Origin of the sequence: Edaphobacter acidisoli, assembly GCF_014642855.1 — a bacterium.
Taxonomy (GTDB): domain Bacteria; phylum Acidobacteriota; class Terriglobia; order Terriglobales; family Acidobacteriaceae; genus Edaphobacter; species Edaphobacter acidisoli.
The window spans coordinates 212,071-224,263 of the sequence record NZ_BMJB01000003.1; the positions used below are offsets into that span (position 1 = coordinate 212,071).

At 59.9% G+C, this 12,193-nt stretch carries 12 protein-coding genes; 9 read left to right on the top strand and 3 right to left on the bottom strand.

What is annotated here, in order from left to right:
• Positions 1-66: 66 nt before the first annotated feature.
• Positions 67-945, top strand: coding sequence for a M28 family peptidase (locus IEX36_RS15850; protein ID WP_229669066.1), 879 nt, complete (start codon positions 67-69; stop codon positions 943-945).
• A gap of 152 nt (positions 946-1,097) precedes the next feature.
• On the opposite strand, the gene IEX36_RS15855 is transcribed toward IEX36_RS15850, so the two are convergent.
• On the bottom strand, positions 1,098-1,589 hold the full coding sequence (locus IEX36_RS15855) for a DUF3761 domain-containing protein (protein WP_188760547.1): 492 nt from the start codon (positions 1,587-1,589) through the stop codon (positions 1,098-1,100).
• 219 nt (positions 1,590-1,808) lie between these two features.
• Between IEX36_RS15855 and IEX36_RS15860 the strand changes: the two genes are divergently transcribed.
• From IEX36_RS15860 to IEX36_RS15870, 3 genes are all read left to right on the top strand, one after another.
• On the top strand, positions 1,809-1,997 hold the full coding sequence (locus IEX36_RS15860) for a hypothetical protein (RefSeq protein WP_188760548.1): 189 nt from the start codon (positions 1,809-1,811) through the stop codon (positions 1,995-1,997).
• 98 nt (positions 1,998-2,095) lie between these two features.
• Complete coding sequence (locus IEX36_RS15865) at positions 2,096-3,004, top strand: TerC/Alx family metal homeostasis membrane protein (protein ID WP_188760549.1); 909 nt, start codon at positions 2,096-2,098, stop codon at positions 3,002-3,004.
• Positions 3,005-3,341: 337 nt separating this feature from the next.
• On the top strand, positions 3,342-3,926 hold the full coding sequence (locus tag IEX36_RS15870; RefSeq protein ID WP_188760550.1) for a PEP-CTERM sorting domain-containing protein: 585 nt from the start codon (positions 3,342-3,344) through the stop codon (positions 3,924-3,926).
• 242 nt (positions 3,927-4,168) lie between these two features.
• Here the strand turns inward: IEX36_RS15870 and IEX36_RS15875 are convergent, their stop codons facing one another.
• Together IEX36_RS15875 and nadB are read right to left on the bottom strand one after the other, a co-directional pair.
• On the bottom strand, positions 4,169-4,810 hold the full coding sequence (locus IEX36_RS15875) for an O-methyltransferase (RefSeq protein WP_229669067.1): 642 nt from the start codon (positions 4,808-4,810) through the stop codon (positions 4,169-4,171).
• A 58-nt stretch (positions 4,811-4,868) separates the two neighbouring features.
• The gene (gene nadB, locus IEX36_RS15880) at positions 4,869-6,434 is read right to left on the bottom strand and encodes an L-aspartate oxidase (protein WP_188760551.1); all 1,566 of its coding nucleotides are present in this window, start codon (positions 6,432-6,434) and stop codon (positions 4,869-4,871) included.
• 98 nt (positions 6,435-6,532) lie between these two features.
• Between nadB and aroB the strand changes: the two genes are divergently transcribed.
• The 5 genes from aroB to IEX36_RS15905 all read left to right on the top strand — a co-directional run bounded on the left by aroB (position 6,533) and on the right by IEX36_RS15905 (position 12,141).
• Positions 6,533-7,633: a 3-dehydroquinate synthase gene (gene aroB / locus IEX36_RS15885; protein WP_188760552.1), complete on the top strand. Its 1,101-nt coding sequence runs from the start codon at positions 6,533-6,535 to the stop codon at positions 7,631-7,633.
• Entirely contained in the window at positions 7,630-8,400 is a 771-nt protein-coding gene (ubiE, locus tag IEX36_RS15890) for a bifunctional demethylmenaquinone methyltransferase/2-methoxy-6-polyprenyl-1,4-benzoquinol methylase UbiE (protein WP_188760553.1), read from the top strand. The genes aroB and ubiE overlap by 4 nt, the downstream gene beginning before the upstream one ends.
• Positions 8,401-8,444: 44 nt before the next feature.
• Positions 8,445-9,875, top strand: coding sequence for a cation-efflux pump (locus tag IEX36_RS15895; protein ID WP_188760554.1), 1,431 nt, complete (start codon positions 8,445-8,447; stop codon positions 9,873-9,875).
• A 24-nt stretch (positions 9,876-9,899) separates the two neighbouring features.
• Entirely contained in the window at positions 9,900-10,802 is a 903-nt protein-coding gene (locus IEX36_RS15900; protein ID WP_188760555.1) for a PASTA domain-containing protein, read from the top strand.
• A gap of 82 nt (positions 10,803-10,884) precedes the next feature.
• Positions 10,885-12,141 (top strand): competence/damage-inducible protein A, encoded by a 1,257-nt coding sequence (locus IEX36_RS15905; protein WP_188760556.1) that lies wholly within the window; start codon positions 10,885-10,887, stop codon positions 12,139-12,141.
• Positions 12,142-12,193 lie beyond the last annotated feature (52 nt).

Here is a 12,193-nt window from a genome sequence, read left to right on the forward strand (position 1 = left end):
CAGTCGAGCAAGCGCCACCTTATGCGTTTGTTTGTCCCAATAGTTTCGTTGACCCTTTGCACTCCCATGATTCACGCCCAAAAATCTACAGCGAAGTTCAACGGAGACGCAGCGTATCGCCTAACTGAGCAGTTTCTTGCCGTGGCTCCGCATCGCTGGATGGGCAGCCCGGGCCATGCAAAAGCCGAGCAATTTATCCGCGACCACTTTAAGGAAGAAGCAGCAAAAGGCCACTTCGAGGCCGACACCTTCACCGCCAATACACCGGTGGGCATGTACCCGATGACCAACTTCATCGTGAAGTATCCGGGCAAGAAGGATGGCATCATCGTCATCGCCAGCCACTACGAGACCAATTACTGGCTGAGGAACATTAATTTTGTCGGAGCAAACGATGGAGCCTGCACGTCGGCGCTGCTGATGGAGCTGGGCAACTACCTGCGTACGCATCCACCGCAGGGGTACTCGGTGTGGCTCGTGTTTGATGATGGCGAAGAGTCGATCAACGAGCAGTGGTCGGACTCGGAGGCGTTGTATGGGACGCGGCATCTCGCTGCGAAGTGGTCTCAGGACGGAACGCTGGGCAACATCAAGGCGTTCATGGTGGCCGACATGATCGGCGCGAAAGATCTGAACGTCAATCGCGACGACTTCTCAACACCCTGGCTGCTCGATCTGCTGAAGACCGCAGCGAAGAACACAGGTCACTCCAGCTATATCTTCAAGAACGAGACCGCCGTAACCGACGATCACATCCCCTTCCGCAAGCGCGGTGTCCCTGTCCTCGACCTGGTAGACATCACCTACGGTCCCCCAACCGAACAGCGGCCCGAGGGAAGCTACCACCACACGGCGATGGACACGCTGGACAAGCTCAGCCCCCACTCCCTGCAAGTCTCAGGCGATCTCTTCATCGAAATGATCCGCCTGATCGATCAGCGCTGACGTCGATTCGCGAACGCTCTCCCTCTTTCGCCTGCAATCATCGGCTAAAAACAAAACGTCCCCGAAACATTCAGAGCTTCGGGGACGTTCAATGAAGCGCTCTGCCGCGTGACGGGTCTGCTCAGGGGAGCACGCGGGCTGCGCGGCTGGTCTTACTTGCTGCACGGATGATTGTGGTCAGCATGGGCGCCTTTAGCCTTGGCCTCAGCCTCGGTCATATACGAGCCGGACTTCGTCTTGCCATAAAACTGCGAGCCGGGACAGTGGTAGACATTGCTCGAACTATTAACCCACACCATGCCAGGGCCGCCACCAGGAGCCTGCGCCACCTGTGTGCGAGCCGCATGCGTCGCCGAGGACTTCACTGGAGCCGGTGTAGCAGCGGACGGACCAGCAGCGGGAGGCGTCGGAGCGGCGCTCTTCGCAGCAGAAGCAGCCTTGGCGGGCGCAGCAGCCGAAGTGTCTGCCGCCAGCCATGTCTTCACACCCTTATGGCCCTTGCAGGCGCCTTTCTTAGTCGGAGCAGTCGTATAGCTACCGTCCCTACATACACCAGTTGAGCCAGCAGGTGCGGCCTGCGCAATGGCCATCTGCGCGAACATAAGTCCTGCTGCAACCGTCATTAAGCGAATCATTGTCTTCATATGCACTCCCTGAAAGTGAGATGGGTAAAAGAAGCCGTTCAAAACTACCCGGAAATCCTACGCTAAGCCCTGAACCCTGTCATCAGGCGGCCGATAAAACCTTTTGAGGCAATTTGCACCAGGAATTGTGCCCCAAATGTCGTATCTGCTGCTGCTGATGAGGAATAGCCGATAATCGCTCCCTGCCGATACGCTCAGTTCAGAATCGAGGTGAACCGGATGCAGTTCACGAACACGCAGTCAAAAAGTTCTCTCTCCCCCTCCTGGCCCCCGGAACAGCAATCGACCGGTTTCTTCGACCTGCACCCGATCGGTGCGATCCTTCGCAACCTGCTGATGTCTTCTCTGCTTTGGATTCTCCTGGCGTTTGCACTCTATAGCGTTTATTCCTTCGTTGTTGGCAAATAAGTGCCGCGCACGGCTGGCACCTCCCCGTCACGCCGCTCCTGTACAAACCTCATTCGAAGGTGCAACTTCCCGCATCCGCCTGTAGCATTCGATACAGGATGTCCAGCGCCCCACTCAGCCACTGGATCGGCTTTCATCTCTGCATCTTTGCTCTGCTCGCGCTGGAGTTAATCTATGTGCGATGGCAGGGGCCGACGAAGCTCCGCTCGAGTTCCATCGCAGCAACCGTCCTGTGGATAGGCGCCGCGCTTGCCTTCGCACTCTTCTTCCTTCAAACCGGTGGTGGCAGCGCCGCAACGCAATATCTAGCAGGCTATGCCATCGAAGAGTCGCTCTCGATCGACAACCTGTTTGTCTTCTTACTGCTCTTCAATCTCTTCAAGATTGAGCCCAACCGTCAGCCGAAGGTGCTCTTCTGGGGTGTCGGCGGAGCGATTGTGATGAGGGGAGCGTTCATTGCAGCTGGACTAGGGCTGCTCGGCCACTTTCACTGGATTACCTATATATTTGGCGCGGTGTTGCTGGCAGCAGCAATTCGCCTGGTTCTCCCGCGCAGTCCGGACGAGAAAACTCACACTCCGAAGTGGATCAAGTGGCTCTCGCGCATACACCCCGTGAGCATGCGGCAGGATTGTTTCTTCGTCCGCGAGGAAGGCCGACGCATGATGACGGTACTCATGTTGGCTTTGATTGCCATCGAGGTTACCGATGTTATCTTCGCACTGGACTCCATCCCGGCGGTACTGTCGATTACCAGAGAGCCCTTCCTGGCCTATACCTCAAACATCATGGCCGTAATGGGATTGCGCTCGCTCTACTTTCTATTGGCCCACCTGCTCACAACTTTGCGCTTTCTGCACTATGGGCTTGCCGCGGTCCTCGCCTTCGCGGCGCTAAAAATGATCGTAGCTCCTTGGCTCGCACTTGGTCCGCTGCCCTCGCTTGTGATCATCCTGGCCATCATGGCAGTGACAGTAGGGGCCTCGTTAGCGCCAAAGAATGCCTAAGAGACAGATCAAGCATCCCCTTCAATGAATGAGTATTCACTCCGTAAAACCGGAAATAACTTGGCTTACAGCCTAATACCTGCTGAATTTCAATTCATTGGGAAATGATTTTCCCACATCCGGAGAAGGTAACTTCTCTTTTATTTCCTTTAAGCAATTACCGTGCCGCTTATTTTTCTTCGTGGTCAAATCCGAATCCTCGATGTCAGCGTTTTTGGGTCGCATGGAAATATGCATAGTTTTGCTACCTTTACGCAGACAAATGCGGTTTTTCTCCCACCGTAGTCACCTTTGGCAGATTACCTGCAAGATAGCCAGCACAAGGAGATACACACCTATGAAAGTCATTACCGCCTTTCTCGCTCTGGTTGCTTTCCTTTTTGCCACGGCCAGCATTCACGCTGATACTGTCAGCCTAACTGTCGATGGAGCCACTGTTGTCGGTACCCCCATCGCCAATGGATACAACTTCACCTACGTAAACACCACGCTCGGAGTGCTGTCGGACGGCAATCTGCTCAACTCATCCACGTCACTCTTTACGGCCACCTATGTTGATGCGCTTGGCACTCTGGGCGTCTTCAACTTCACGGATCTCTGCACGACAGTCACGGTTCTTGGACCGGCGATTCCGTGCCAGGATTTGGCTGTTTCGTTCACTGACGTTACCCTGGGCGATGCTTCGATAGCAGCAGCGGTCGCCGCGGACATCAACGTCGGAGTCGGAGTTGGCGACATCAGTATCGCCGGAGCCAACCTGATCCCTGAAGGCTTCAATCTCGCGGGTGCAAGTCTCGCTGGCGCCAGTGGCCAGATTAACTTCTCTCCGGTTCCGGAACCCGCCAGCCTCTCGCTGATGGCGACAGGTCTGCTGGGCGCAGCAGGAATCGTCCGCAGGAGATTCACTTCGAACGAAGCGTAATCAAGAACCAGTGTTTGCAAGACAAACTGGGTCGGGTAAAGCCTGGCCCAGTTTTCCCAACTCCCTACCCCAACCAATTTTTATAGCGTTGTGAGGCTCGTCCAACGCGGCAGAACTCGCAACGCCATCCAACGATGTTTCTCCTGAGAGAAGCGGACAAGTAACCAAGATGTTTGCAAGGCAGACTGGGCCGGATAAAATCCGGCCCGATTTTTAGAAAGCCGCCCTCGACACGGCTTCCGTCAGTGGCGGCCTTCGCGTTTCTGAGCTAGCACCAGCCCGCGAGGCGTGGGTAGAAAAACACATGAGAGCAACCCTTCGGCCTCCATGCGAAACGCCGCATCACGCACGATCTTCAAATGTGAGCTCGCGTCGTGCATCAGAATCAAGCCTGTCGAACGTATCTGCGGCAGAAAACGTTTCACCTCCTGCTCACGGATAGGCATATCGCTGTCAGAGAAGAAGAGGTCAATCGTGCCCTCAACGTGCATCTCCAGGCTCGACTCATTGCGCAGCTCAATCCACTCCGAAAGCCCCGACGCTGCAACCTTCTCCTTGGCCTTCGCAAAAACAACCGGATCAAATTCGCAGCTAATGATCTTGCCAAAGCCATTGGCCTTGAGGCCTTCGGCAATCCAGAGTGTGCTGACGCCAAGAAATGATCCGGTTTCAACTACCAGCTCAGGCTTCACAGTTGTGATGAGTGTCCGAAGAAATTCCAGTACCTCAGCTTCAGCCGTCATCGAGTCATACATATGCCAGCGCTCAGGTTTCGGGCACTCCGGCGTCGCACGATGATACTCAGCAAGCAGCGCACCCTGCGCACGCTCGGCCTGCTGCATGACCTTATGTTCCTGCTTCAGCTTCTTGCCAAAAAGACCCATGCATCAGTTGTACAGCCAATCGACTTTTCTGTGGCTGCTTACTGATGCTTGCTAGCCATCACGCCATAAACGTCAGTTTGCCGCGCTCCATCACCGAGTGCTTTGCCACTTTGCCATGTTCTCGGAAGTCGTTGCGGAAATGCGCACCGCGGCTCTCCTTCCGCCCCATCGCCGACTCAATAATCAGCCCAGCCACCACATGCAGGTTGCGTGCCTCAATCACTCTGCGCGAAAGACCATGCGGAATGGTGCGAGCCAAAGCCAGCCATCCTCTCTTGGCGCGCTCAAGACCAGCAGCGTCGCGCAACAATCCAGCATCCTTCCACATCAGCTCGCGCAGCTCTTTGATCCACTTCTCAGTCTGAGCGTCGCCGGTAACGGGACCAGATGGAGCCGCCGCAACCTCTTCTCTTCCCTCTTCTTTCGTCGCTATTCCCTGCTCTTCAATCATTGCCTCCGCCGCCAGAGCGCCGAAGACCAGGCCCTCAAGCAACGAATTGCTAGCGAGCCTGTTCGCTCCGTGAACGCCAGTGCAGGCCACTTCGCCGGCGGCATACAAACCAGGCAACGAAGTATGCCCCTGAACGTCAGCTTTCACCCCGCCCATCAGGTAGTGAGCCGCGGGACGCACGGGTATGAGATCGCGCTCAAGTTCGAGCTGGCGCTTGGCAAGAAACGCTGAGATCCCCGGAAAGCGCGCCTTCAGGTCACGCGCCTTTGCCTTTGGATCTGTAGCCACATGGCGCATGTCGAGATGCACCGGCCCATCAATGCTCTCCATCGTGATAGCGCGCGCCACCACATCGCGTGGTGCAAGCTCCAGCAGCGGATGATATCTCTCCATGAAGCGTTCGCCCCGAGCATTCACCAGATAGGCGCCTTCGCCGCGCAGCGCCTCACTCAGCAGAAATCGAGGCGCGCCCTTCATCGCAAAAGCCGTCGGATGGAACTGATAAAACTCCATGTCGCTGATAGCAGCGCCCGCACGATACGCCATCGCAATGCCATCCCCTGTTGCCACGGCAGGATTCGTCGTATCGCTGTAAACCTGTCCCGCGCCTCCGCTGGCCAGCAGCACAGCGCGTGCATGAACAACGCGCAGGCCACCCTCACCGTCGAGCAGTGTCGCTCCAACGACGCGTCCATCTTCGACCAGCAGATCCACACTCGTCGTCCACTCCATCAACTCAATCGCCGGAATCTCGCGCACGTGGCGCAGCAGCGACACGGCAATCTCGCGCCCCGTCGCATCTCCGTTGGCGTGCAGAATGCGATTGCGGCTATGCGCACCTTCGCGCGTGCGCATGAGCTCACCATTCTCGCGGTCAAACCCTGTACCCCACGCAAGAAGTTCTTCGACTCGCTTCGGCCCCTGCTCAACAAGCACCGCCGCCGCCTTCTGATTGACGAGACCGTCCCCCGCCGCGACCGTATCCTTGAGGTGTAGCGCTACGTCCTCATCGCCGCCCATCGCGACCGCAATTCCACCCTGCGCATAAGCTGTGTTCGATTCGGCCAGCTCTTCCTTCGTCACGACCAGCACCTTGCCCACCTGGGCCAGCCGAATCGCCGCACTCAGGCCCGCGATGCCAGCTCCGATTACCAGAAAGTCCACCTGATCCATATCACGATGCTACTGGAAAGCGGTTGCCGGTTGTTAGTTGTTGGTTAGAAGCGATCACCAGCAACGATCGCTCACCCCTGCGATAGCATGGAACTATCGTGTCCGTCATTCCAGTCAAAACGCCATCCGCTACCTACGACGTCACTATCGCTTCAGGCCTTTTGCGCACACTGCGGCCGCGCCTTGAGAAGCTGAACCAGGGCAAGCCGTTTGTGCCGTTCGTCGTGACCTCGCCCGAGATCTGGGGCCTCTGGTCGGAGCAATTTCTGGCCAGCTTCAAAGAGCCACCCGCCGTGCTGTTTCTCCCCGCGGGCGAACGCTACAAGCGCATGGCGAGCGTCGAGGATTTAGCGCAGCAGCTCGCCGAGGCGGGCGCGGACCGCGACTCCCTGCTCATCGCCTTCGGCGGCGGAGTCATCGGCGACCTCACCGGCTTTCTTGCAGCCATCTACATGCGCGGCATCCGCTACGTGCAGGTGCCGACGACGCTGCTCGCGCAGGTGGACTCCTCCATCGGCGGCAAGACCGGCGCAAACCTCGCCGCCGGGAAGAATCTAATCGGCAGCTTCCACCACCCTCAAGCCGTACTGGCCGACACCGACGTGCTCGGCACGCTACCCGCCACCGAACTCCGCGCCGGACTGCAGGAGTCAATCAAGGCGGGCATCATCCGCGACGCGAAGCTTTTCAGCTATATGGAAAAGAACGCCAGCGCAATCCTCGCCGCCGAACCAAAAGCCATCACGCACGTCGTTGCAGCCAGCGTGCGCGTGAAGGCCGATGTAGTCAGCAAAGACGAGAAAGAATCCGGCCTGAGGATGATCCTGAACTTCGGCCACACCATCGGCCACGCCATCGAAGCGGCGACGAACTACAAGCAGCTCCTTCACGGCGAGGCGGTGGGATGGGGGTCGATCGCCGCACTGAACGTGGCCGTTGGCCGCAAGACCGTCACGCCTGCGCAAGCCGAGCGCATGACAAACCTCATCCTACGCTACGGCCCGCTCTCACCCTTCAAAGCTACCGCACAAAAGCTCGTTGATCTAACAGCGCGAGACAAGAAGAACCGCAGCGGCGTCCGCTCGTTCATTCTGCCCAAGGGCATCGGCGCAACGCAGATTGTGCGCGATGTGACCGAGGCCGAACTACTGGCCGCAACCGAGAAGATGCTCACGCTGATGCGCCAGAGCACGCGATGACCCAAACGAAACCGGAACACGAACTCTCGACCGGTGCACGCCCCACAGGCACGACCGACGAGGCCACCGCCGCCGCGAACGTGCGCGAGATGTTCGACGCCATCGCGCCGACCTACGACCGCGCCAATCACATCATCTCCGCAGGAATCGACCGCCGCTGGTGGAGCCGCACAGCGCGCACGTTCCGCGAGGTCCTGGCACGTCCTGAAGCCGTAGCGCTCGACCTCTGCTGCGGCACCGGCGACATGACGCTGGCACTCTACAAATATCGCCCCACCGCACCCAATGCAGCCGCCGTCCTGGCCATCGACTTCTCCCACCAGATGCTCGCCCTGTCCAGAAAAAAATTCGGCACGCGCAACATCATGCCCATCGAAGCCGACGCGCTCCATCTTCCGGTCGCCGACAACTCCGTCGACCTCATCACCTGCGCCTACGGCTTTCGCAATCTCGCCAACTACGAAGAAGGCCTCGCGGAGCTTCACCGCGTCCTGCGGCCCGGAGGCCAGATTGGCATCCTCGAGTGCAACCAGCCCGAAGGTCTGACCGGCACGCTCTACAACCTCTACTTCAAATTCATCCTGCCGCATCTTGGCGGTCTCATCACAGGAAATGCACCCGCCTACAGCTACCTCAACGCCTCGGTTGTGCGCTTTCCCCGCCCGCCGCGCATGTTGCAACTGATCGAGAGTGCGGGCTTCACCCAGGCCACATGGACGCGATACACCTTAGGAGCCATCGGCCTCTACCGCGCACACAAGCCCTGATTCTCCCTCTATACCCTCCACCCTGTTCCTTGTAGCATCTCTGCATGGGTCCAACAGCTACAGCACCAGCGCAAGACGCCAAGCGTTCCGCCGCGCTCTACAGCGTGCTGGCAGCACTGGGCGTCACGCTGCTGAAGCTCATCACCGGACTGCTCACCGGCTCGCTCGGTATGTTGTCCGAGGCAGCGCACTCCGGCATCGACGTGCTCGCCGCGGCCCTCACCTTCTTCTCCGTGCAAGTCTCCGGCAGGCCCGCCGACGCGGTCCACACCTACGGCCACGGCAAGGTCGAAAGCCTCTCCGCCGCCTTCGAAGCTGTGCTCATGCTCGGCTCCGCGGTCTGGATCTTCGCCGCCGCCATCGGTCGCATCACTACGCGCGAACATCTGGCCCTGACGTTCTCCATCTGGCCGTTCGTCGTGCTGCTGCTGTCGATTGCCGTAGACTTCACGCGCTCCAGCCGCCTCCACACCGTTGCGCGTGAGACGCACAGCGACGCGCTCGAGGCCGACGCGCTACACTTCCGCACCGACATCTGGTCCTCCTCGGCAGTCTTCATCGGACTGGCCGCGACCTACATCGGCAAGCACTGGCACATTCCAAACCTCGAACTCGCGGACCCCGCCGCCGCCATCATCGTCGCAATGGTGATTGTCTACGCGACATGGCAGCTTGCGCGCCGCACCATCGACACCCTCACCGACGCCACGCCGCCGGAGATCCAGAGCCAGACGCGCGGCCTCATCGCCGATCTCGCCGCCATCGATGGAGTCCTTTCGGTGAACCGCGTCCGCACACGCCGCGCCGGCTCCGGCTACTTCGCCGACGTGACGCTCGGGATGCCGCGCAACCTCACCTTTCAGCGCTCGGAGCAGATCACCCAGGCAGCCACCGAAGCCGTGCAGCGCCATCTACCCGGAGCCGACGTCGTCGTTCACCCTGTTCCCACAGCATCGGTCGCAGAGAGCGTCCATGACCGCATCCGCGCCGTGGCCGCGCGCTCGAACCTTGCCATCCACGACGTCACCGTGCAGGAGTACAACCACCAGCTCCACGTCGAACAGCACCTCGAAGTCGGCGAGCGCATGAAGCTCCGCGACGCCCACGCCCTGGTCACGCAGCTTGAGGCCGACATCCGCCGCGAGGTCCCAGAGGTCTCATCCATCCTGACGCACATCGAAAGCGAGCCCGCCACCATCGAGCGGCCCGAGTCGCTCGAACCCGACCGCCAGCTCGAAGTCCGCCTCCGCCGCGCCGCGCAGGCGTTTCCCGAAATACTCGACATTCACGAGGTCTTCGTCACGCGCCTGAACAACCGCATCCAGGTAAGCTGCCACGCAACCCTGCCTGACGACCTGCCCATGTCGGAGGTCCACGCCGTCATCACCGCGCTCGAAAACGCCTTCAAACAAGACTGCCCCGAGGTCACGCGGCTCTTCATCCACCCCGAACCGGCCACCGACAACCGGCGATGAGGGTCTTGTTATCCTGAACAAGCCATGAAGGTCAGCGTCCGCGCCATCAATCGCTTCTTCAACATCATCGTTGGCGCATTGGCGATGTTCGCGGTCTTTCTTACCTCGGCGTTCATCACCATGCGGCTGTTCATTCACGGACGCGAGGTGAAAGTACCCATCCTGATTGGTCAGAGTATGGCCAACGCCAGCGAACAAGCGCGTAGCCACGGTCTGCGACTCATCCTCGAAGATCGCTTCTACTCAAGCAACACCTCTCCCGGAATCGTCCTCGGCCAATCCCCTGCGGCTGGTACCACCGTGCGCCGCCAGTCCATCGTGCGCGTGACGGAGAGCCTCGGCGCGCAACAGGTCGCCGTGCCTAACCTGATCGGCGAGTCCGAGCGCACCGCTTCGATCAACCTGCGCCGCGTGCAGCTTGAGGTCGGCACCATCGCCTACGTGCAGGCGCCCGGAGACCCCGGCACCGTCATCGCGCAAACACCAGAAGCCAACGCCAGTGGCATCGACCGCCCACGCGTCAGCCTGCTGTTAAGCCAGCCAAAAAACTCTGCAGCAGAGCAGAACGCAACTGCCGGCCAAACTATCGGCCAGAACGCACCTCAAGCTACCAGCCAAGACCCCGCATTCGTCATGCCATCGCTGGTAGGCCTGCCGCTAATGACTGCCGCCACGCGAGCCTCTGCCGCCGGATTACGCATTGCCAGCGCAGAGGAGATCAAGCCCACGGCAGCAAGTACGACCACTCCCACAGCCACAACGACAGCCTCCAGCACCCCGACTACTGCACCGACGGTAAGCCCGGCTCCCGCTACACCCGCCACGCCGGTTGCAGGAAGTTCTACAGCCACGGTCGTCGCTCAAACACCTCCGGCTGGCTATCGCGTCACAAAAGGCGACGCCGTGCATCTCTCCATCGCCTACTGAATCAATAGAATAGATTTATTCAGCCACAATCGAGCCGGGCGAGCACTTCGACGCAACCGGCAAAGAACGGACGCACCGAACGATGATCGCCGAAATCATAGCCGTCGGCTCTGAGATGCTGACACCCTTCCGCCAGGACACCAACTCGCTCTACCTCACCGCCGCGCTCAACGACCTCGGCGTGCAGGTTGCCTACAAAACCATCGTAGGCGACAGCCTCGCCCACCTGACCAGCGCCGCCGCCATCGCCATCAGCCGCGCGGACATCGTCATCTTCTCCGGCGGACTCGGCCCCACCGAAGACGACCTGACCCGCGAGGCCGCAGCCGCAGCAATCGGTGTCGAACTGCACCCGGACAACGGCATCCTCGCCGCGCTCTACAAGCGCTTCGCCGCGCGCCAGATGGTGATGCCGCCCAACAACGCCAAGCAGGCCGACGTACTCGACGGCGCGCTCGCGCTCGACAACAAAAACGGCAGCGCCCCGGGTCAATATCTCGACACCGTCGTCGACGGTCACCGCAAGATCGTCATCCTGCTGCCCGGCCCGCCCAACGAGCTCAAGCCGCTCTTCGACGAGCAGGTGCGCCCGCGCCTCGCCGCATCGCTGCCCATCCGCCATCTCGCCAAGCGGATGCTCCGCATGGCGCTCATCCCGGAGTCGCATGTGGACGCGCGCACCGCACCCATCTACAAGCAATACCCCGACGTCGAGACGACCATCCTCGCACACTCAGGCGAGATACAGCTCCACTTCCTCTGCGCCAAACCAACGCTCTCCGAGGCGCAGGCGCGCGTCGATGAGCTGACCGGCAAGATCGAAGCCGAGATGGAGGACGCAATCTTCTCCTCGCACGGCGAGTCGCTCGAAGAGGTCGTACTGCTACACCTCGGAATGCGCCACCTCACCCTCGCCACCGCCGAAAGCTGCACCGGCGGCTTACTGGCCCAGCGCCTGACGGCAATCCCCGGAAGCTCGCGCTACTTTCTCGGCGGCGCCGTCGTCTACTCCGACGCGCTCAAGACCGCCTTCGCCGATGTGCCCGCCGAATTGATCTCCACGCACGGTCCGGTCTCGCCGGAGGTAGCACATTCTTTAGCCGAAGGCATCCGCGCACGCACCGGAGCTTCACTCGGCGTCTCGATCACCGGCATAGCTGGCCCTACACCGGGTTCGCCCGGTCCCGATGCAAACAAGCCCATCGGCCTCGTCTACATTGGCCTCGCCGACGGCCACGAGACGCAGGTGAAGGAGTTCCGCCTGCCCGGCGACCGCGACCGCATTCGCCTGTGGGCCAGCCAACAGGCGCTTGAACTCGTCCGGAGGCACCTGTTGTAAATGCTGACCACGGATCACGCGGATGATCGCGGATTTAATTTCTTCTATTGAT

Excerpts from the sequence above, each read along its gene's own strand:
- IEX36_RS15850 (WP_229669066.1), top strand. The coding sequence starts at position 67 with ATGATTCACGCCCAAAAATCTACAGCGAAGTTCAACGGAGACGCAGCG.
- IEX36_RS15855 (WP_188760547.1), bottom strand. The coding sequence starts at position 1,589 with ATGAAGACAATGATTCGCTTAATGACGGTTGCAGCAGGACTTATGTTC.
- IEX36_RS15860 (WP_188760548.1), top strand. The coding sequence starts at position 1,809 with ATGCAGTTCACGAACACGCAGTCAAAAAGTTCTCTCTCCCCCTCCTGG.
- IEX36_RS15865 (WP_188760549.1), top strand. The coding sequence starts at position 2,096 with ATGTCCAGCGCCCCACTCAGCCACTGGATCGGCTTTCATCTCTGCATC.
- IEX36_RS15870 (WP_188760550.1), top strand. The coding sequence starts at position 3,342 with ATGAAAGTCATTACCGCCTTTCTCGCTCTGGTTGCTTTCCTTTTTGCC.
- IEX36_RS15875 (WP_229669067.1), bottom strand. The coding sequence starts at position 4,810 with ATGGGTCTTTTTGGCAAGAAGCTGAAGCAGGAACATAAGGTCATGCAG.
- nadB (WP_188760551.1), bottom strand. The coding sequence starts at position 6,434 with ATGGATCAGGTGGACTTTCTGGTAATCGGAGCTGGCATCGCGGGCCTG.
- ubiE (WP_188760553.1), top strand. The coding sequence starts at position 7,630 with ATGACCCAAACGAAACCGGAACACGAACTCTCGACCGGTGCACGCCCC.
- IEX36_RS15895 (WP_188760554.1), top strand. The coding sequence starts at position 8,445 with ATGGGTCCAACAGCTACAGCACCAGCGCAAGACGCCAAGCGTTCCGCC.
- IEX36_RS15900 (WP_188760555.1), top strand. The coding sequence starts at position 9,900 with ATGAAGGTCAGCGTCCGCGCCATCAATCGCTTCTTCAACATCATCGTT.
- IEX36_RS15905 (WP_188760556.1), top strand. The coding sequence starts at position 10,885 with ATGATCGCCGAAATCATAGCCGTCGGCTCTGAGATGCTGACACCCTTC.